The sequence below is a fragment of the Polaromonas sp. P1_E1_2 genome (genome assembly GCF_056406035.1).
Map to the genome: position 1 here is coordinate 1 of NZ_JBFUAZ010000683.1, position 2123 is coordinate 2123.

Annotated in this window: 3 protein-coding genes; all 3 read left to right on the forward strand. The window is 58.9% G+C overall.

The annotated features are described in order from the left end of the window. A partial coding sequence (locus AC1D1P_RS21670) for a DNA gyrase C-terminal beta-propeller domain-containing protein (protein WP_477674393.1) occupies positions 1-1001 on the forward strand: 1001 nt, incomplete at its 5' end. After that, positions 1001-1576, forward strand: a complete 576-nt coding sequence (locus AC1D1P_RS21675) for a DUF2059 domain-containing protein (RefSeq protein WP_477674394.1) — start codon at positions 1001-1003, stop codon at positions 1574-1576. The genes AC1D1P_RS21670 and AC1D1P_RS21675, both read left to right, overlap by 1 nt. Continuing rightward, the coding region (locus tag AC1D1P_RS21680; protein ID WP_477674395.1) for an aminotransferase class V-fold PLP-dependent enzyme at positions 1573-2123 on the forward strand (551 nt) is incomplete at its 3' end. The genes AC1D1P_RS21675 and AC1D1P_RS21680, both read left to right, overlap by 4 nt.

Below are 2123 nucleotides of genomic sequence, written 5' to 3' on the forward strand. Positions count from 1 at the left end.
AACGCGGCGGCCGCGGCAAGCTGGCCACCGCCACCAAGGAAGACGACTGGGTCGACCAGCTCTTCATCGCCCGCGGCGGCCGCGGCAAGCTGGCCACCGCCACCAAGGAAGACGACTGGGTCGACCAGCTCTTCATCGCCAACACGCACGATTACATTCTGTGCTTTTCCAATCGCGGCCGGCTCTACTGGCTCAAGGTCTGGGAAGTACCCGCCGGTTCTCGCGGCTCGCGCGGGCGTCCCATCGTCAACATGTTCCCTTTGCAGGAAGGTGAAAAAATCACCGTCGTCCTTCCTCTCACGGGCGAAAAGCGCAGCTTTCCGGCTGATCAGTACGTCTTCATGGCCACCTCCATGGGCACCGTGAAAAAAACCGCCCTCGACGAATTTAACAATCCGCGCAAGGCCGGCATCATCGCGGTCGACCTTGATGCGGGGGACTACCTGATTGGTGCGTCGCTGACTGACGGCAAGCACGACGTGATGCTGTTCAGTGACGGCGGCAAGGCCGTGCGCTTCGACGAAAACGACGTGCGCCCCATGGGCCGCAATGCGCGTGGCGTGCGCGGCATGATGCTCGAAGACGGCCAGGGCGTGATCGCCATGCTGGTCGCCGAAGACGAGCAGCAAAGTGTGCTCACAGCCACCCAGAACGGATATGGCAAACGCACGTCCATCACCGAATACACGCGTCACGGCCGCGGCACCAAGGGCATGATCGCCATCCAGCAGAGCGAGCGCAACGGCAAGGTGGTCGCAGCCACGCTGGTTCACGTGGACGACGAGATCATGCTGATCACCGACAAGGGCGTGCTGGTCCGCACGCGCGTCAGCGAAATCCGCGAAATGGGAAGGGCTACACAGGGTGTTACGCTCATCGGCCTTGACGAAGGTTCACAATTAAGCGGCCTTCAGCGCATCGTTGAAAACGATGCCTCGCTGGATGAACCCGATACTGAAACCGGTACCGGCACAGACACCCCCAACATCGAAAGTACCTGATGAAAAACTTCCTTACCGCTATCACGGTCGCTGCCATGGCCTGCGGCGCCACGGCTGTTCACGCGCAGGCAGCAGATCCAAAAACAGAGCTGGCCAAAAAAGTGGTCGCGCTGCAGCAAGGGCCGGAGCTTGACCGGTTGGTGAACCAGCTTGCGGGCACCACGGCGCAGGAACTCATTGTTAAATGGGCTCCAAAAATGGACGCAAATGTTCCCAAAGCCAAGCAGCCAAAAGCGTCTGAAGAACTTAACGCCGAACTCAAGAAATATGCCGATGATGCGAGCCAGCTGATCAGCAAGCAGGTCAGCAAAGTCAGTGCCGAATCGCTGGTACCCGCGTATTCAGAACGGTTCACACAGGAAGAACTCCAGCAGCTTGCTGCTTTTTTTGAATCACCTGCCGTCAAGAAATACCAGGCTACGGCGCCCGAGCTGGGCAATGTCTTTGTACAAAAGCTGGTAGAAGCATCGCGTGCCGACGTCCTCGCACGTGCCAAGCAGTTCGACGACGTGGCGCTGAAGATCATTGGCACCGGCCCCGCGCCGGGAGCAGGCAAGCCGCCCGCCAAGAAATGACCCGTCCTTTCAATTTTTCCGCTGGCCCGGCGAACCTGCCCGAAGAGGTTTTGCGGCAGGCGGCGGGCGAAATGCTGGACTGGCACGGCAGCGGCATGAGCGTGATGGAGATGAGTCACCGTGGAAAGGAGTTCATTTCCATTTATGAAAACGCGGAGGCCGATTTCCGCGAGCTGATGGCCATTCCGGCCCACTTCAAGATCCTGTTCATGCAGGGCGGCGGACTTGCCGAAAATGCCATTGTTCCCCTCAATGTCTCGCAGGGTCGTTCGGCCGATTTCGTGGTAACAGGCAGCTGGAGTGAAAAATCGCAAAAAGAGGCACGCAAGTATTGCGATGTCCAGCTCGCTGCGAGCAATGCAGACAACGGGCACACACTGCTACCACCTCCGTCCGGCTGGAAGTTGCGGCCGGACGCAAGCTACGTCCACCTGTGCACCAATGAAACCATCCACGGTGTAGAGTTTCAAAGCCTTCCGGACCTTAAGGCCTTGGGAAGCGATGCACCACTGGTCATCGATTTTTCCTCTCATGTAGCATCGCGGCC